Annotated in this window: 20 protein-coding genes; 10 read left to right on the top strand and 10 right to left on the bottom strand. The window is 39.2% G+C overall.

The window, feature by feature from the left end; translation table 11 throughout:
- Position 1: 1 nt before the first annotated feature.
- Entirely contained in the window at positions 2 to 985 is a 984-nt protein-coding gene (pdxA, locus tag ODQ17_RS17625; RefSeq protein ID WP_252061137.1) for a 4-hydroxythreonine-4-phosphate dehydrogenase PdxA, read from the bottom strand.
- Between the two features lie 173 nt (positions 986 to 1158).
- On the opposite strand from pdxA, the gene rplM reads away from it, so the two are divergent.
- From rplM to ODQ17_RS17580, 9 genes are all read left to right on the top strand, one after another.
- On the top strand, positions 1159 to 1587 hold the full coding sequence (gene rplM / locus ODQ17_RS17620; protein ID WP_003656097.1) for a 50S ribosomal protein L13: 429 nt from the start codon (positions 1159 to 1161) through the stop codon (positions 1585 to 1587).
- Positions 1588 to 1599: 12 nt separating this feature from the next.
- Positions 1600 to 1986 (top strand): 30S ribosomal protein S9, encoded by a 387-nt coding sequence (gene rpsI, locus ODQ17_RS17615; RefSeq protein WP_002048725.1) that lies wholly within the window; start codon positions 1600 to 1602, stop codon positions 1984 to 1986.
- Between the two features lie 174 nt (positions 1987 to 2160).
- A complete protein-coding gene (locus ODQ17_RS17610) occupies positions 2161 to 2814 on the top strand; it encodes a glutathione S-transferase N-terminal domain-containing protein (RefSeq protein WP_005299902.1) in 654 nt (217 codons plus the stop codon).
- A 6-nt stretch (positions 2815 to 2820) separates the two neighbouring features.
- A complete protein-coding gene (locus ODQ17_RS17605) occupies positions 2821 to 3255 on the top strand; it encodes a ClpXP protease specificity-enhancing factor (protein WP_005299900.1) in 435 nt (144 codons plus the stop codon).
- A gap of 17 nt (positions 3256 to 3272) precedes the next feature.
- Positions 3273 to 3929 (top strand): hypothetical protein, encoded by a 657-nt coding sequence (locus ODQ17_RS17600; protein ID WP_151822953.1) that lies wholly within the window; start codon positions 3273 to 3275, stop codon positions 3927 to 3929.
- A 339-nt stretch (positions 3930 to 4268) separates the two neighbouring features.
- Positions 4269 to 4628: a hypothetical protein gene (locus ODQ17_RS17595; protein ID WP_005299893.1), complete on the top strand. Its 360-nt coding sequence runs from the start codon at positions 4269 to 4271 to the stop codon at positions 4626 to 4628.
- A gap of 83 nt (positions 4629 to 4711) precedes the next feature.
- Positions 4712 to 5677, top strand: coding sequence for a hypothetical protein (locus ODQ17_RS17590; RefSeq protein ID WP_322905295.1), 966 nt, complete (start codon positions 4712 to 4714; stop codon positions 5675 to 5677).
- Between the two features lie 8 nt (positions 5678 to 5685).
- Entirely contained in the window at positions 5686 to 6246 is a 561-nt protein-coding gene (locus ODQ17_RS17585) for a GTP-binding protein (RefSeq protein WP_322905294.1), read from the top strand.
- On the top strand, positions 6239 to 6658 hold the full coding sequence (locus tag ODQ17_RS17580) for a roadblock/LC7 domain-containing protein (RefSeq protein WP_322905292.1): 420 nt from the start codon (positions 6239 to 6241) through the stop codon (positions 6656 to 6658). The genes ODQ17_RS17585 and ODQ17_RS17580 overlap by 8 nt, the downstream gene beginning before the upstream one ends.
- Positions 6659 to 6711: 53 nt before the next feature.
- On the opposite strand, the gene ODQ17_RS17575 is transcribed toward ODQ17_RS17580, so the two are convergent.
- The 6 genes from ODQ17_RS17575 to ODQ17_RS17550 are packed head-to-tail and all read right to left on the bottom strand — an operon-like array spanning position 6712 to position 15052.
- Positions 6712 to 8652, bottom strand: a complete 1941-nt coding sequence (locus ODQ17_RS17575; RefSeq protein ID WP_322905291.1) for an acetyl/propionyl/methylcrotonyl-CoA carboxylase subunit alpha — start codon at positions 8650 to 8652, stop codon at positions 6712 to 6714.
- An 18-nt stretch (positions 8653 to 8670) separates the two neighbouring features.
- Positions 8671 to 9507, bottom strand: a complete 837-nt coding sequence (locus ODQ17_RS17570; RefSeq protein WP_322905289.1) for an enoyl-CoA hydratase/isomerase family protein — start codon at positions 9505 to 9507, stop codon at positions 8671 to 8673.
- A gap of 16 nt (positions 9508 to 9523) precedes the next feature.
- The gene (locus ODQ17_RS17565; protein WP_442872426.1) at positions 9524 to 10681 is read right to left on the bottom strand and encodes an acyl-CoA dehydrogenase family protein; all 1158 of its coding nucleotides are present in this window, start codon (positions 10679 to 10681) and stop codon (positions 9524 to 9526) included.
- A gap of 41 nt (positions 10682 to 10722) precedes the next feature.
- On the bottom strand, positions 10723 to 12336 hold the full coding sequence (locus tag ODQ17_RS17560; protein ID WP_322905287.1) for an acyl-CoA carboxylase subunit beta: 1614 nt from the start codon (positions 12334 to 12336) through the stop codon (positions 10723 to 10725).
- A 2-nt stretch (positions 12337 to 12338) separates the two neighbouring features.
- Complete coding sequence (locus ODQ17_RS17555) at positions 12339 to 13226, bottom strand: SDR family oxidoreductase (RefSeq protein WP_252611744.1); 888 nt, start codon at positions 13224 to 13226, stop codon at positions 12339 to 12341.
- Positions 13227 to 13246: 20 nt separating this feature from the next.
- Entirely contained in the window at positions 13247 to 15052 is a 1806-nt protein-coding gene (locus ODQ17_RS17550; protein ID WP_322905285.1) for an acyclic terpene utilization AtuA family protein, read from the bottom strand.
- A gap of 185 nt (positions 15053 to 15237) precedes the next feature.
- On the opposite strand from ODQ17_RS17550, the gene ODQ17_RS17545 reads away from it, so the two are divergent.
- A complete protein-coding gene (locus ODQ17_RS17545; RefSeq protein WP_322905283.1) occupies positions 15238 to 15837 on the top strand; it encodes a TetR/AcrR family transcriptional regulator in 600 nt (199 codons plus the stop codon).
- Between the two features lie 31 nt (positions 15838 to 15868).
- Here ODQ17_RS17545 and ODQ17_RS17540 read toward each other — a convergent pair whose 3' ends face one another.
- The 3 genes from ODQ17_RS17540 to ODQ17_RS17530 form a co-directional block, all read right to left on the bottom strand.
- Positions 15869 to 17032, bottom strand: coding sequence for an acyl-CoA dehydrogenase family protein (locus tag ODQ17_RS17540; RefSeq protein WP_322905281.1), 1164 nt, complete (start codon positions 17030 to 17032; stop codon positions 15869 to 15871).
- A gap of 136 nt (positions 17033 to 17168) precedes the next feature.
- On the bottom strand, positions 17169 to 17732 hold the full coding sequence (locus ODQ17_RS17535) for a DUF4256 domain-containing protein (RefSeq protein ID WP_322905279.1): 564 nt from the start codon (positions 17730 to 17732) through the stop codon (positions 17169 to 17171).
- A gap of 20 nt (positions 17733 to 17752) precedes the next feature.
- Entirely contained in the window at positions 17753 to 18103 is a 351-nt protein-coding gene (locus ODQ17_RS17530; protein ID WP_322905277.1) for a GFA family protein, read from the bottom strand.
- Between the last annotated feature and the right edge of the window lie 135 nt (positions 18104 to 18238).

The raw sequence follows: 18238 nt of genomic DNA, 5'->3' as shown, positions 1-18238 counted from the left end.
TTTAGCTCGCTGCCAGAGATAACGCTAAATCGACAGCGACATTTAAACTTGAGCTTTTTGCCAAACCAGTCCCAGCCAAAGACAATGCAGTGCCATGATCGACCGAAGTTCGGATGAATGGCAAACCCAATGTAATATTGATGGCCTCACCAAACCCTTGTGATTTTAACACAGGTAAACCTTGATCATGGTACATAGCGAGTACAGCATCAGCATTTTTAAGATGCTCAGGGGTAAATAAGGTATCCGCAGGCAAGCTTAGGCTCATTTTAATTCCTTGCGCTCGATAAGTTTCGAGTACCGGATTAATGGTATCAATCTCTTCACGGCCCAAATAGCCATCTTCCCCCGCATGAGGATTTAAGCCACATACCAATATGCGCGGATCAACAATCTTAAATTTAGTTTTTAAATCATGTATTAAAATATCGATAACTTGATGTAAACGCTCTTTGGTAATTGCATCGGCAACATCCCTTAAAGGCAAATGCGTAGTCGCTAAAGCAACGCGTAGAGTCTTGGTTGCAAGCATCATTACAACGCGCTCTACCCCTGCAAATTCTTGATAGTATTCAGTGTGACCACTAAACAAAATGCCTGCATCATTAATGACCGATTTTTGCACTGGTGCCGTAGCTACTCCGACACTTTTGCCAGACATTGCATAATCAGCTGAGCGGCGTAATTGTTCTAATACATAAGCAGCATTAGCTGAATTTAATTGGCCATCAACAACCGCCGTTTCTAGAGGTACATGCTCTATATAAAGCTCACCAGAAGACGATGATTCAGCTTGTCCCGTATATTCTATAAATTGAATATCTACCCCTAGTTTCTGGGCACGTTGTTCTAATAAATTTTGGTCACCCAAAACAACAACAGGACGTTCATCAACTCGCTGAGCCAAGCTCAAGCAAATATCTGGACCAATACCAGCCGGCTCACCGGAAGTGACATATAAAGGCAGCACAATCACCCCAGACACATAACTAAAATTTGTTTGATTTTAACATATCCCACATTCATCGGTTTATGGATTAAATTATCAGGCTTAAACTGGATTTTTCTTGTGACTTTGAACAAACTCGTTTAGAATGCTCGCTCCTTTTGTTTGGACAGATTCCATAGTCCAAACCAACTATAATAGGTAGTGGTTTAATGAAAACTCTCAGCGCTAAGCCAGCTGAAGTTCAACATGACTGGTATGTTGTTGATGCTTCTGGCAAAACTTTAGGTCGCCTTGCGACTGAAATCGCTCGTCGTTTACGCGGTAAGCACAAAACTTCTTATACTCCTCACGTTGACACTGGCGATTACATCGTTGTGATTAATGCTGAACAAGTTCAAGTGACTGGTAAAAAAGCGCTTGATAAGAAATATTATCGCCATACTGGTTTCCCTGGTGGTATCCGTGAGACTAACTTCGAGAAGTTAATTGCTCACAAGCCTGAAGCTGTTCTTGAAAAAGCAGTTAAAGGCATGTTACCAAAAGGTCCTCTTGGTTATGCAATGATCAAAAAAATGAAAGTGTACGCTGGTACTGAGCATCCGCATGCTGCTCAACAGCCACAAGTTTTGGACATCTAAGGGATACAGCACATGGCTACTAATTATGGTACAGGTCGCCGTAAGACCGCAACTGCACGTGTTTTCTTGTCTGCTGGTACAGGCAAACTCGTTATTAACAACCGTACTTTAGAGCAATATTTCGGTCGTGAAACTGCTCGTATGGTTGTTCGTCAACCTTTAGAACTTTTAGAAGTTACTGAAAAGTTTGACCTTTACATCACTGTTAAAGGTGGTGGTATCGGTGGTCAAGCTGGCGCGATCCGTCACGGTATTACTCGTGCGCTTATCGCTGCTGACGAAACTTTAAAACCTGTTCTTCGTCAAGCTGGTTTCGTTACTCGTGATGCTCGTGAAGTTGAACGTAAGAAACTTGGTTTACGTAAAGCTCGTAAGCGTCCTCAATTCTCTAAACGTTAATTCGTTTATCGAGTTGGACAAAAAGCCTTGGATTTTTCCAAGGCTTTTTTATTATGCAAATCGAACAATAAACTGCAAACTTATAAATATAAACAAACTATCTCTTTAGAACCGTGATTTCCTAGAGCATTTTTAGTATCCTAATCGATTCACTCAACCACGTCGTCTTGTGATATGTCGGTCGAAAACACCTCTATTCAGGGGATTACCCTTTACAGTCATGCTGATGATTTCCGTTCTCACTGGATTCGTTTTCTATTAGCAGAAAAGCAAATCAAATATCAATTGATCATAACTGACCATGAAGACGAAGATTTGGCAAGTTTGAATCCTTATAACCAATTGCCGATGTTGGTCGAGCAAAATCTTAAATTATTTTCAGCTCCGATTATTGCTGAATATTTAGATGATCGTTATCGTCAAAGTAAGCTTTACGCAGATGCTCCAATGATGCGTGCAGAGCAGCGTCAATATATATGGAGACTTGAAAACGACTGGTTCAAGTTGGCAGATCACATGTTAAAACATGCTGATTCTTTAAATATCGAACAAAAGCAAAAAGCTCAAAAAGAATTACGTGAAACTTTAATTTCACTTACTCCCCTATTTCAGCATTTTCCCTATTTTATGTCTGAAAATTTCACAATTTTGGACTGTATGCTTGCACCTATCTTCTTAAGATTAAATAGCATGGGAATCGATTTACCCAAACAGCATTGCCGACCGATACTTTTGTATTGTAAACGTATCTTTGAGAGGCCTTCTTTTGCTAAATCAATGACGGCTCAAGAGAAAAACCGTTACAATGAACTATTAAATATGGAATAGTGTGATATGTCTGAGCAAACTATTGATTTAACCCCTACACGTCCTTATCTTGCTCGTGCAATCTATGAATGGATTTGTGATAACCAGCTTACTCCTTATCTATTAGTAGATGCGACACAGCCACATACTGATGTTCCACAGCAATTTGTTAAAGATGGCCAAATCGTTTTAAATATCGTGCCTCATGCTGTTCATCAACTTATTATTGGAAATGAAGCGATTACTTTTTCTGCTCGTTTCGGGGGAGCATCAAAAGACATTTATGTACCTATTCAAGCTGTTCTAGGTATTTATGCACGTGAGAATGGACAAGGTTTATTTTTTGATCCTGAAGAATATGCCAATGTAGCGCCTGTAGAAAATACAGTAGAGTCTGAAGTACAAGAAACAATTGAAACAACATCAACTAAGAAAAAACCAACGTTAAGAATTTTAGATTAAATTTAGAGGAAGAAAGCATGGCATTTGATTTAGTCCAATACTTTGCTGAGCAGATAAAAATTCAAAAGCCTCAGCTTTTAAATCAATATCCAGTTAATGAAAAAAATAAACTGATTGATGAGGTGAATATTCTTACGCTTGGAAAACTGATTAGTTTATGGCGCCAAGATGACAATAAGATTTATCAAGAAATCAAAACTTCAGATCCACTTTATATTCAAGAAGTTGCTCGTCATTTAACAACGTCTAAGCATAATCAGTCAGCTTTAAAAAATTCAGAGCTAGAACAGAGTATTTCTGAAATTTTAACTTTGCAGTTAGCAGAACTTAACCAACTCGATGAAACAGGTGGTTTTGGGCATAATGGCTTAAAAGAATTAATTTTAGGCCAAGTAGAACATTTATCAGGTCAGGCAGAAGATTGGGTTTGGTCAACAAACCACCTAAATGAGTTAATTGGTTCTAAACCTGTGGAACAAGAAGAGCTATCATTGGATACAACAATGAAGGAGTTCAACCAAATGGTTCACCAAGCCCAACCTCATCATGACGATTTGCATATTGACGAACAAGCTACTGAGAGTTCAGTACCTACATGGTCAAAGATTATTGCCCCTGTCGTTGCTTTAGCAATTTTGGGCTATCTCTATTGTATTTACACACAACTCGTTTAGTTTAATCATTGTTATAAAAAGGGGAATTTTTTTATTCCCCTTTTTCGATTAAAATTAAAATAATTTATTAATCAATATTGTATTAATATTCTATTACAATTACTTTAACTAAATTTTTAAATATATAATGTAAACCTCATCGCAGTCTCAAAAGTATAATGCAAGAATAATCTTATAATGTTTTTCAAAACTGACATTTTACGTCACTTCTTTCCCAAAACTGAAACCTCTCAATTTACTTGATTAATTGACTTCAAATTGTTCAGAAATATAATGAATTTTAACTACTTTTAGGAAAAAAGTAGTAAATATAACTTTAGAATCCTGAGAGATAAAAACATGGCTAAACTTTCTTTAGATAGCTTAACTGAAATTGATGGTTTTATTGCTTCTGCACTTGTTGATTCAGAAAGTGGATTATCACTTGCAACACAAGGTGGTGGGGAAATTGATTTAGAATTGGCTGCTGCTGGAAATACAGAAGTAGTTCGTGCAAAACGAAATATCGCCAATGCTTTGAAATTAAATGACAATATTGAAGACATTTTAATTACATTGGGTAAGGCTTACCACTTAATTCGACCTCTAGAAAGTAATAATAATTTATTCCTTTACTTAGTGCTTGATCGTGCTAAATCGAACTTGGCTATGGCTCGTCATGAGTTAAAGTCATTTGAAAAAGAGCTAGACTTTAGCTAATTCATCTAAGATATGCTTTTTATATTTATTATAAAAAGCATATTAAAACTATTATATTATTCAATAAAAATTAATGTGATACTATGGATAGGAATTACATAAATATTGCTACTACTGGTTTAAGCTTAAAAGTTTTAGATGAATTAAAAACTTTAATCAGAAAGTTAATATCTAATGAGTATAGTATTAATTGGGTTAATATTTCTAACAGTCATATTGATCTATTATTAATTAATGAAAACTTTTTTGACTCAGATAATATTCAAAATATTCTTCAAAAGAAAAAATGTCCTTATTTAAAAATTACTAAAACTCCTTCACAAAATGGATATCAACTTAATGAACATACCCTACATCTGCCATTAGAAAAAGTAGAATCTCTATTAGACTGGCTACAAATAAACCTAATATCTTATTTAAACCAAAAGGAGACTGTTGTAGTTTCAAATTTATCAAATGAGCCACTACTCATTGATGATAAATTTATTAGGAATTTGCACAGCCCAGAAAATGCCAAACTATACCTTTTTGATGATAAAGGCACTCTCGCCATTATTGATAACAGGACTCAGATGGCTTGGTTGGAACCATCACGCCAACAAACTCAAACCAATCAAAGCTTTGATTTCACTTTTGCTAAAACCTCCGACTTCACCAAAGTGTCTCGTAAAAAAAACTACTATTTGCAGGACTGGCTATGGAATTTGATCTGGCATTCAAAAAACTTTGGAAATCTAGCTACAGAAAATAAATATTTTAAAATTGATCATTGGCCACAGCCCTACCAAAAAGAATATAGAAAAGTGAGCCTACAACTCTCTGCTTGTTTTATACAGGGAGCAAAAATTACTGATGTGGCTAACCAGCTGAACTTGTCAATTGATGATGTCTTGCGCTTCGTTACCGCTTGTTTAATGGCAAATAATGGAAAATTTGTTTCTGCGAATAAATGTGCTTACACACCAAATTCTTATTTAGAAAATTCAAATACAGACAATCATTTTTTTAAAAATTTTATAGGGAAGATTAGACGGCGTTTTGGTCTTTAAGGGAATTTATGATTATACAGCAATATAAAATTGTCTTTGCAGGTAGTATGGGGGCAGGAAAAACAGAAGCGATTAAATCGCTATCTGAAATTCCAATTCTGGCAACAGAAGCATTCAACACTGATGTACAAAGCCATCAGAAAACCCAGACCACTGTAGGCATTGATTATGGTGAAATTACTTTAGATGATGGAATCAAAATCGGACTCTATGGCACCCCGGGACAAAGCCGTTTTGATTTTATATGGTCGGTCATTTGTGAAGGTGCGATCGGTATTATTTTATTATTAGATCACAATAGTCCTAATCCGATTGACGAGCTAGAAAGCTACTTAGAAAATTTTAAAAATTATAACGATAATATTGCGATTGGTATTACGCATGTTGATGAAAATAAAGAATCGTCACTTCAACAATATCGTCATTGGATAAAAGAAAACGGACTGTCATATCCGTTGTTTTTTATTGATGCACGCGAGCAAGAACAAATTTTAATGATGGTTGAATCATTAATTGCATCACTTGAAATCAAAGTAGGCTTAACATCTCAAGGGAATGATCATGCTTAGTATTCCAGCTCAGAAACGCACTGCCCCGACACAATTGCTACAGCTAGCAAAAACTGAAGCACATAATATTTTGATGAATACACGTGGTGTAGACTTTGTGATGATTTGCTCTTCTGATGGTTTTGAATTAGCGACAGTAAGTCATAAAAATTACCATAACACCACCAAATTAGCAGCGGTGAGTAGTTCAATTTTGGCAATGGTCACCGCATTTTTAAAAGAGATTCAGCTCACTGGCTGTAATAATATTACTTTAGATGCAGATAATGGTAAGGCTATTCTGACGGCTATTCCAGCAGTTCATCACCCAATGGTTATGGTCACGCTCAGTAATAAAGAGGTCCTTTTAGGTCAACTCTTGTATAGCCTAAAAAAAGCAAGTCAGTTGATTGCAGAGGCAGATGGAGAATAAATCAAGATTTCTGATTGAAAATAAAAACCGCTCAAATAGAGCGGTTTTTTTAATTAAATTTGGATACTAAATAACATTTGCCGTTTTTTTACTTGTTGACCCTGTTGCCCTAACACATCTTCAACTACACCATCCACATCAGATTTAATCTGCTGTTGGATTTTCATGGCTTCAAGTACTAATAAAGTTTGACCTTTCACAACTTGATCGCCTTTATTAACAAGAATATTTACCACAGCGCCATCCATCGGCGCGCGAATATTGCCATCACCAGCCACATCAGCTATTTCAGGGGCAGCATAAGTCACATTTCGTATCGCAACATTGCCATTCTCTCGATCTAAGTAAAGCTGATCACCATCTAATATATATTGCACACGACGACGTACACCATCAATTAAATAAACTAATTGCTCTGGCGTTCTCTCAAGCACTTCAATAGAAACTGTTTGATCACAAAGCTGTGCCGTAAACGTGTTATGTACAGATGAAAGCTGCAATTGAATTTGCTGATCATCATATTTAAGTTTTAATGTTAGTGGCACTCCAAGCCCAGTTTGCCACACCGCAGTGACTTTACTTTGACTAAATAATGCAGCAGCAATCGCTAAATTTTCTAAAGATAGAACCTGCTTATGTAGACTGCTGTCGTTTTGAAAATGCTGCTGAATAAATGCGGTATTGGTATCACCTGCCACAACAACCGGATGACGTAATAAATTGACCAAGAACTGTTTATTACTGTTTACACCCAGCAAAACACAATCATCTACGGCACGAGCAAGTAAGCGAATCGCATCCTCACGGGTTTTACCGTATGCGATTACCTTCGCCACCATTGGGTCATAGAAAGGGCTAACTTCATCAATCGCCAACATGCCATGATCTATTCTCACATTTGGCAAAGTTGCAGGCTGCCAACGCAGAACTTGACCTGTCTGTGGTAAGAAATCTTGACGTGGATCTTCGGCATACAAACGCACTTCGATCGCATGTCCATTTAAGGTCAATTCTTGTTGCTTTAACGGTAACTGCTCACCATTCGCGACACGTAACTGCCATTCAACCAAGTCTAATCCAGTAATGAATTCAGTGACAGGATGCTCTACCTGTAAACGGGTGTTCATTTCTAAAAAATAAAATGCACCCGATGCATCTAGCAAAAACTCAACTGTACCAGCACCGACATAAGCACATGCTTTAGCCGCGGCTACAGCAGCCTCACCCATTTTCTGACGCAGTTCAGGAGTCATCACTGGACATGGCGCTTCTTCAACAACCTTTTGGTGACGGCGCTGGATTGAACAATCGCGCTCAAACAAATAAATATAATTGCCGTGTGTATCGCCAAAAATCTGAATTTCAACATGGCGCGGAGCAATGACTGCTTTTTCTAAAATAAGCTCGCCTGAACCAAATGCATTTTCGGCTTCGGAACGTGCGGTTTGCAATGCCTCAACCAATTCGGATGACTGTTGTACCAAACGCATACCACGACCACCACCACCCGCGGAAGCTTTGACCATAATCGGAAAACCAATCTGTTCTGCTTGTGTTGCTAAATATTCAAGGTCTTGTCGGTGTCCTTCATAACCAGGTACACAAGGTACGCCTGCTTCAATCATGGCAATTTTTGAAAGTCGCTTACTTCCCATTAACTCAATTGTAGAAGCTGTTGGCCCAATAAATGTAATCTGGTTGTCGATACAGGCCTGAGCAAAATCAGTATTTTCAGACAAAAAGCCATAACCGGGGTGAACTGCATCAGCACCTGTTTTTTTGCATGCATCTATTATCTTGGTAATTGAAAGATATGACTCAGATACTTTTGAACCACCAATATAAACAGCTTCATCGGCCTCTTGCACATGGCGAGCGTTACGATCAGCATCGGAATAAACTGCGACAGTTTGATAACCCATTGCCTTAGCAGTTTGCATGACTCGAACTGCAATTTCACCACGATTGGCAATCAGTACTTTTGAAAATTTCATTATTTTTATCCTTATCTCTTATGACTCATCAGCCCAGTTTGGCAAGCGTTTCTGGATAAAAGCCATCGTTCCTTCTTGTCCCTCGGCACCACCAACTGCTTGAGCAAACTGCTGTGCAGCATCATCTAACAAATCACTCAAAGACTCATTGAACGTTCGATGTAACAGTACTTTAGTCACACGCGAAGCTTGGGGAGCTGCTCGTTTAATGTGTTGAATCGTTTCCTCTAAAGCTTGCTCTAGTTCAATTTCATTATGAGCAATCTGATGGACTACTCCGACACTAAGTGCTATATGGCCCTCAAAACGCATGCCTAATAAAGCTAATCGACGAGCCTGAGTCAGGCCAATACGCTTCACCACAAAAGGAGCAATTTGCGCAGGAATCACACCAAGTCCCGTTTCAGGCAAACCAAACTTAGCATTGTCACGGCTGATGGCAACATCGGAAACACATGCCAAACCAAAACCACCACCTAAAACAGCACCTTCTAAAATCACCACAACCGTTTGCGGTGCAACTTCAACTTGCTCAAGCATGGCACCAAAACGACGGTTAAAATCAGCATAAGGTTGTAAGGTACCGACATTGGTCGCTTCAACACGTAAAGCAGCCATGTCTTTAATGTCACCACCTGCACAAAAAGTCCCGCCTTCGCCACGAATGATGACTGCACGAATCAAAAGATCATTGCGAATAGCAGCAAAGACTTGTTGAATGGCATTGACCATCTTCAAATTCATGGCATTACGGCTCTCTGGTCTGTTTAACCATAGATATAAAATACTGCCGTCTTGTTCCAATTGAATGCTGTCATCAAGATCTAAAGCTTGTAGAGAAGCTGAAAGTGTCATGGTCGATTCCTTATTTTTATTTCTGCTTTTTAGGCAAGATATCCATCAACTTACAGATAATCCCCAACATAATTTCATCTGCGCCACCGCCAATAGATCCTAAACGGCCATCACGATACAGCTGTGAGGCAGGGTTATCCCACATAAAGCCATTGCCGCCCCAATATTGTAAGCAACTATCGGCTACTTCACGGCTTAAGCGGCCTGCTTTTAGTTTTGCCATAGATGCCAATTTAGTGACATCTTCACCCGCAATATGCTGTTCACACGCTTGGTATGTTAATGCTTTAAGTGCTTCCACTTCGGTCATGAGCTCGGCAAAACGGAAATGGATATATTGGTTATTAATGAGGGGCTGACCAAAAGTGCTACGCTCTTTGGTATAGTCGATAGTCTTTTGGATTAAATTTTCCAACCCGCCAATCGAGTTAGCACATGCCCATAACCGCTCTTCCTGAAATTGCATCATTTGCATCATAAAGCCCATACCTTCAACGCCAACCAAGTTACGCTGCGGTACACGCACGTTATCTAAATAAACTTGTGCTGTGGTGGTTGAACGCATTCCCAATTTATTAAGTGGTTCAGAAAAACTGATGCCTTTGGTTTTTGCTGGCACGATAATCATCGACTTATTGACGTGGGGCTTATCATCAGAAGTATTGGCTAAAAGGCAAAAGAAATCGGCCTGCAATGAGTTGGTAATCCACATTTTGCTGCCGTTAATAACATAGTCATCAGCATCTTTTTTAGCAGTCGTTTTAATGGCTGCCACATCCGAACCGGCATGCACTTCTGATACTGCAATGGATGCAACATATTCCCCAGCAATCGCTGGTGTTAAAAACTCATCACGTAATTCTTTACTGCCAAAACGCGCCAAAGCAGGTGTTGCCATATCAGTCTGAACGCCAATGGCTAAAGGCACTCCTCCACAAGCTGCATGCCCAATTTCTTCAGCAACCACAAGGTTATAAGAATAATCTAAAGCTAGACCACCATTTTCTTCTGGCTTACAAATTCCTAATAAACCAAGATCACCCATTTTTTTAAATACATCATGGATTGGAAATTTCCCCGCAGCTTCCCATTCTGGAATATGTGGGTTCAGCTCATTTTGAACAAATTGGCGAGCTGTGCGGCGTAATGCTTCGTGTTCGGCAGTAAATTTCATTGTGTTTTCCTATTAATTTTTTTAATTGCGGTAAAGGTTGATTAAAAACGAGACACACCAAAACGAGTTGGATTTAGCTCTCGTTGCTGTGCTTCATAAATAGTTTGTAAAAGGAAAATTAATAATTTTCGGCTATCTCGCGGGTCAATAATGCCATCGTCATGTAGCATCGCCGTATTGAAAAGCGCGGTAGATTGCTGCTCTAATTTCATGGTCGTACTCTGCTCAAGAAAATCGAGCATTTGCGGATTAGGCTCCTGACCGGAAGCTTTTTGCTTTCCTTCAGCCACAATGCGTAGCACCTTTCCGGCTTGAGCAGCACCCATTACGGCAACATGCGAATTTGGCCAAGCAAAAATAAAATCTGGCGAGAGGCTCCGACCGCACATCGCGTAGTTCCCTGCACCATATGACCCCGCTACAACAATCGAAATTTTAGGTACAGTACAATTGGCAACAGCCTGAATCAGTTTTGAGCCATGTTTGATAATGCCATTTTGCTCTGCATCAGTTCCCACCATAAAACCTGTGGTGTTGTGCAAGAACAATAACGGACGCTTGGTCTGTTCACACAGATGAATAAACTGAGCCGTTTTAGCCGCTCCTTGAGGCGTAATCGGACCATTATTGGTAATAATACCAATATGCAAGCCTCCAATCTTTGCCCAGCCACATACCGTTAAATCATCATATTCCTGTTTAAATTCTAGAAAATCTGAATCATCAACAATTCTGGCAACTACTTCTTTCATATTCAGTGGTTGTTTGGGATCGTTTGGAATCACACCCAAGAGTTCCTCAGTATCGTAACGAGGTTCTTTATAAGCCACATCAACGGGTTTGATTTGCTCTTTCCAGTTCAGATGCTCAAATATTTCACGTGCAAGCCGAATACCATCAGCATCATTTTCAGCTAAGTATTCTGCTGTTCCAGCAACCTGTGCATGCATTTCAGCCCCACCCAACTCTTCAGCTGTTGCTACTTCACCGGTCGCAGCTAAAAGTAAAGGTGGACCTGCAAGAAGCATTTCGGTTTGTTTGCGTACAGCAATGACATAATCTGAAAGTCCTGGTTGATAAGCACCTCCAGCCGTTGCATTACCATGTACAACTGCAAGTTGAGGAATACCAGCCGCTGAAAGACGTGCTTGATTGGCAAAGGTCATACCGCCATAGGTAAATACTTCAGCAGCATAATTTAAGTTAGCGCCACCACTTTCAGTCAGTGTAATTAACGGGAGTTTCTGTTCTAAGGCAATTTTTTGCAGGCGTAAGGTTTTCTGCACGCCCATGGGTGACATCGTCCCACCTTTGATTGCACTATTACTTGCAGAAACTAAACAACGCACACCACTGACAAAACCAATGCCTGCGATTACTCCACCACCCGCTTCTGAACCATCTTTATCATCATGCATGTTGTAGCCAACCAAACCGCATAGTTCGATAAAAGGCGAATCAGCATCGAGCAATAATCGCACCCGCTCATGTGGTAAAATCTTGCCCTTTTTATCGAACTTCGGTTTGGCAGCATACGATTTATCAATGCTTTTTTGCTGAATTGCACGGACTTCACTCAGTTGAGTAAGTAGTGCTTCTTTATTCTTTTGATACTGTTCACTACCAACAGCAATTTCGGATTGGAGAATAGTCACTGTTATTCCTCCTCAGCCTCAGTCTTTTTCTGAAAAATTTCAGGAATAAATGCACGATGAAAACCATTATAAGACTGACTATTTGTCGCTTCGCTTAGTGGATACATTCGTGTCCCTTGCGATGCAGCGCCATCAATACGCAAAGTTACACCTGACACAAAAGCCGCAGCATCGGACAGTAAATAACAAATCGCCGATGAGACTTCCGACTCAGTTCCCATACGTTTTAAGGGCACATTGCCAGCAAGGCTTGGAATGATGACTTTGGCAAAATCCCCACTATAATTATCCATACCTGATGAAACAATCCATCCCGGTGCAACCGCATTTACACGAACACCTGATTTCCCCCATTCAACCGATGCTGTTTTTGTTAAGTTATCAACTCCTGAACGCGCAGCACCAGAATGCCCCATTCCCGGCATGCCGCCCCACATATCGGCAGTCATGTTGACAATACTGCCACCATGTTTTGCCATCCATTGGTTATAAGCTTCGCGCATTAAATAGAAAGTTGAATGTAGATTATTACGTACTACAGCATCAAAACCATTCGCAGAAATATTTTCTAAAGCTGATGGAAATTGGCCGCCTGCATTATTTACCAGACCATCGAGTTTGCCGAATTTATCAATCACCTCAGCAATCATATTTTTCACTTGTTCTTCTTCACGGTTATCACAACCAATGAAATGAACCTGGCCACCATCTTCTATAATTTCTTGGCTTACTTTCTCTAATTTCTCAATTTTGCGTCCTGTAATCACCACTTGAGCACCAAGGGCAGCAAGCTCATGTGCAGTACAACGACCAATTCCTGAGCCGCCACCTGTCACAATGATGACTTTATTAGCGAAAGCATCTGGTCTAAAAATTGATTGATAACTCATCTTTGTTTCATCCATTCATTTTATTTTTCTAAAAGATGTGCCGGAACTTTTACAGGCATATCCAATAATTGTTGTGCAAATGCTTTACCTTGCGGATCTATACGTAGGCTTGCAACACCACCTCCACCCAAGGCATTCTCCAGCATAAAATTCAGTGCATTTAAACCTGGTAACTCATAACGAATTACACGCCCCTTTTCAGCATCCAAAACATGTTGCATATAGCTTGCAACAGCCTGTTCAGTCAGTGCTGCACGAATCCACGGTAAATATTCTGCTTTACGCGCAATCACGCCGATATTGCTATGATTACCTTTATCACCACTGCGGGCATGGGCAATTTCAATCAAAGGAACTTCTATTTCATTCCCTTCATAAACCGCACTTTCACCCGCTGCTAAAGTATTGAATTGCTCTGTAGAAGTGTTCCGAGGAATCTCAACCAGATAACGATTCCCCTCAAAATCGATTTCAACATTAAGCGGATTTTTATCAATTAAAAATGAAAATAATTTAATGACTGGAGATGCTTTAGGTCGTCCACCAACAATACCAGCCAAAGCTGGAGCCATGCCTGTAGAAGCCTGAGCAATTTCTGATGCAAAAAACATACATGCTTCTTTGAACATGTGTTTTACAGCTATTTTTACTACAACTTCACGACTGTTTAAAACTTGAGCATGTGCTCCATAGGTACTTTCAATACCTAAGATTTCAACCGACTTTTCACTAAACAGTGGCACTGAGCGCATTGCTAAAACACGCTCACATTTAGTCAAAATCGCATCTGCAATCACTTGCGCTTTTTGTGGTGCCTCACGTCCTGCAATTAAGAAACTCACTAAAACCCGATAACCATCAGGATAAGTTGCACTAACTTTATATTGCGCAGTAGGTGCTTGTCCCGTGGCACCAGTCACACGGACTCGATGCTCCCCGATTTGCTCTAAATGCACCTGACTAAAATCAGCAATCACATCTGGTAATAAATATGCTTGAGGATTACCAATTTCATAAACGATTTGCTCAGCAACTGTTGCTATAGATACCAGACCACCTGTCCCCTGTGGTTTAGTCACAACAAATGAACCATCCTCACTAACTTCAACCACAGGAAATCCCATGTTGTCAAAGCCTTGTACCAATTGCCAATCAGTAAAGTTACCGCCCGTACACTGCGCACCACATTCAATCACATGGCCTGCTAATGAACCTTGTGCCAATTTGTCATAGTCATCAAGCGACCATTGATACTCATACAATAACGGTGCAAGCATCACAGCAGAGTCAACAACACGGCCAGTAATCACAATATCTGCGCCTAAATTTAAAGCATCACGAATAGCCACCGCACCTAAATAAGCATTACTGCTCGCCACCTGTTCTGGCAAAGCTTCGCCGCTAAACATTTCCCGAATATTTTTCTGCTTGAGTTGCTCATGTTGTGCTAAAAGATCATCACCCAAAACCACAGCAACTTTTAGATCTAGACCATATTCTTTAATTAATTTTTGCAAAGCATCTCGACACGCCAGTGGATTAACACCACCAGCATTACTAATCACCTTAATCTTTTTCTCTGCAATTTTTTTAAGTAGAGGTGCCATCACTCGACTGACAAAATCCAAAGCATAACCATGCTTTGGTTCTACCATCTTCGCTTTTGCCATAATCGACATGGTGATCTCTGACAAATAATCAAAAACCAAATAATTAATATCGGTTAGATGTACTAATTGGAAAGCGGCAGTATTGGTGTCTCCCCAAAAACCTGAAGCACAACCTATTTTTACAACACGTTCATCATCCTGTTGATTACTTGCCATTTTATTTCTCATTATTTTGTTTAAAAATTAAACTCAACATTACCAAGCAAGCGCTTGGTTTGTAAAGAGCAAAATGTTATTGTGAAATTGACCAAAACTGCCAAACTCGACAGCTCAGCTAAAACATGATGAGATTTGGCAACCTTTTCTGTTAAGTATTTTTATATAAAGGATTCGGCTTTCGCATGATTGCTACTTCAATTGAACAGATTCCAACTATTTCTTGCTTTGACGATAGCCCACGCGGTCGTTTATTACGGGGAGCCGCCTACCTATTTCATAAACAAGGCTATGATAAAACCACCGTACGCGAACTTGCTCAATTTATTGGAATCCAGTCGGGAAGCTTATTCCACCACTTTAAAAGTAAAGATGACATCCTCGCTCACGTGATGGAGGAAACCATTATTTACAATCTTGCTCGTTTACAAGATGCGGCAACTCAATCTACCGATCCAGAACAACAACTCCGTGCTCTTATTAAATCTGAACTCATTTCAATTACTGGAGATACAGGTGCAGCCATGGCTGTTTTGGTTTATGAGTGGTTTGCCCTATCAAAAGAAAAACAAGATTATCTTTTAAAAATGCGTAATGAATATGAGCAAATCTGGTTAGATGTGATTGAAAAATTACGCACTGAAGGCAAGGTAAAGCATGATGCCTTTATTTGGCGAAGATTAGTTGGTGGCGCAATTTCATGGACCGTAACTTGGTATAAAGCTGAGGGTAAAGTCAAAATTGATGAGTTAACCGAAATGGTTTGGGAGATGGCTTTGAAATAAAAAAGGTGGTTCAATGACCACCTTGTAAGAATCAGTAAGCCAACTGCTTACTAATCAAATCTTTCATAATTTCTTCAGCACCGCCACCAATCATATTAACCTTCACCTCACGGTAAATACGTTCCGACTTGGTACCTCTCATAAAGCCCATACCACCTAATGTTTGTACAGCTGCATCAGCACAAAATTGCATAGTGCGAGTCGCAACATTTTTCAGCATCGAAATTTGCGCTACTAACTCAGGTCCTTGTAGTTTTGGCTGAGTCATTTTCCATGCAGTTTCTTCAAGCAATGCCCGTGTTGAGGTCAATTGTGTTGCCATATCTACCAATTTATGACGAACCACTTGATGATCAATCAATCTCTTACCAAAAGTTTTTCGTTGCTGTGCCCATTCTAAAGCTTCTTCGTAACAGACTAATGCATACCCATAAGCCACTACTCCCAAGAAGAACCGCTCCATATTAAAGTTATTCATAATAACTTTAAAACCGGCATTTTCTTTGCCAAGTAAATTTGATGTAGGTACTCGTACTTGATCAAAATGCAAATGTGCCGTATCTGAAGCCCACCATCCCATTTTCTTTAAAGGTGTTTTAGTAATTCCTTCACTGTGCGCATCAACGAGCAACATTGAAATACCTTCAGCTCCTGTTTTAGTTGGGTCTGTACGTACTGCAACTGTATAGTAATCTGCACGAATCCCCGATGTGATAAACGTCTTCTCACCCGAGACAATGTAGTAATCACCATCACGAACAGCTTTAATCTGTAATGCCGCGACATCCGAGCCACCACCAGGTTCTGTAATAGCTAAAGCAGAAATTTTTTCACCGGAAATAATATCTGGCAGGACTCTAGCCTTTAACTCCTCACTTCCAAAATGCTGAATGGGAGGGGCGCCAATTGTGTGTACCATGAGTGAGGTATGCACTCCTCCAGAACCCGCCTTTGCCATTTCAATACCAGCCAGTAATGAATAAAATGGATCTGCATCAGGAATACCACCATATTCTTCAGAAAAACCTAAACCTAATAAGCCAATTTCAGCTGCCTTTCTATAAAGCTCTCTAGGAAATACCTCAGCCTCATCCCACTCATTAACAAAAGGAGCCATTTCTTTTTGTACAAATCGGCGAACATTATCAGCAAAAGCAATGTGTTGTTCATTATAGTAAATTGGGTTGAGTTGCATGTTTAAAAATGTCCTTATGTTTTTATTTAATTCCTAAACATATCTTGTCATGTTTACAGTCAATCAAAAGTTGCAAGAATCTCCATTTTCTTGGCATAAAACATCAAACGGAATTATTTTTATTTATGTACAACGCCTATACTCTTAAGCAGCAACGAAAACCACGAACAGCATAATAAGACTGTGCTCCATTATGATAAATGAATACCCGACCATAACGTCGGTCAGCAAAAATAGCTCCATCTAACCGTCGAATCTCATCTGGGGTTTTGAGCCAACTTGATGTTTTAAGATCAAACTCCCCTAACTTTTGTAATTCATGGTATTGCTCTTCTGTGAGAAGCTCAGCTCCTATTTCTTTAGCCACATCGATTGCACTATTTTTTGGAGGATGATCTTTTCTAGCCTCCAAAGCCTCTCGATCATAACAAAGACTTCTACGGCCTTTTGGACTCTCAGGAGAGCAATCGACAAATAAATACTCATCCTTCTGTTGATCATAAGAGATAACATCAGGTTCTCCTCCAGTATTTTCCATTTCTTGCAATGACCATAATTTTTCAGGCGATTCTAATAATTTAGCTCGCACATTTGTCCAATCAATTTCTTTATGGCGATGTATGTTCTTTTCAAATCTCTTCTTTAATAGTTCAAGCAGTGAATCTAATTGTGTTGGAGTTAATTTTTTATTAGTTGTCATTGAATAAATCCTTATAATTATTAAACTGAACGTCCATCAAAATAATTTATTTTTATTTTATCTAAGTCAATGTCATCTATACATCGAACATTAATCGCAAACATAGAATTACCCTCTGCATCTATGCCTTGAGCATAAGGATGAATACCACAATTTTTGCAGAAATGATGATTAATCACATGTTTATTAAAAGTATAGTTCGCTAAAATTTCAGGCGTTTCTAAAGAAACTTTAACTTGATTACTGGGTAAAAACCAAAGCAATGAGCCTTTCTTTTGACATATTGAACAATTACAAGATAAGGCTTCTATTAGCTCACCTTCTGCGACAAACTTTACCTGACCACAATGACAACTTCCTTGATATTTCATTGTTCTTACTCTTTATAATTTTCATCCTATTTACTTTTCCAGTTTAAAGAATAAGTTTCCATATAAAAATGTAATCGAGCTACTTAATATTGATTTAGATGACTACGATAATAATGATCTTAAGTTTGAATTTAA

The sequence above is a fragment of the Acinetobacter sp. IRS14 genome (assembly GCF_034650275.1).
Lineage (GTDB): Bacteria > Pseudomonadota > Gammaproteobacteria > Pseudomonadales > Moraxellaceae > Acinetobacter > Acinetobacter oleivorans.
This window is presented reverse-complemented; position numbering and strand designations above follow the sequence as displayed.